This is a genomic window from Xanthomonas pisi DSM 18956 (genome assembly GCF_001010415.1).
Lineage (GTDB): Bacteria > Pseudomonadota > Gammaproteobacteria > Xanthomonadales > Xanthomonadaceae > Xanthomonas > Xanthomonas pisi.
The window spans coordinates 1-339 of the sequence record NZ_JPLE01000297.1 but is presented as its reverse complement, the minus strand read 5'-3'; the positions used below and the strand labels follow the sequence as shown (position 1 = coordinate 339).

Below are 339 nucleotides of genomic sequence, written 5' to 3'. Positions count from 1 at the left end.
CAGTAATAGAGCGCGGCATTGCATACATAAAAGAAACTTCTGCCAGCGTCACTGGCGTCGCTACAAAGGTGATGAATGGTATCAAGGGGATGTTCTGATGGACTTCGTTTCGATTCTGCTTTCTGGTCAATCTTTGACCATAACGAATGAGTCAACAGGTCTTCCTGTCTGGACAAGGCTTTCACCTGTTTCTGCAGAAATAACATCCCCAGCAGAAACAACTCAATTCCCTCTTGCTGGTACAGCCATGCAGGTTGTCGAAGTATCAAGCACGTCATCAGTAAGCAATTTACAGGCGGCAAAGGTTGTAATGCCAGCCCATATGGCGTTAAACGTAAT

General features: G+C 45.7%; 1 protein-coding gene. It reads left to right on the top strand.

What is annotated here, in order from left to right:
* Nucleotides 1-97 precede the first annotated feature (97 nt).
* A partial coding sequence (locus Y887_RS21200) for a hypothetical protein (RefSeq protein WP_211257034.1) occupies nt 98-339 on the top strand: 242 nt, incomplete at its 3' end.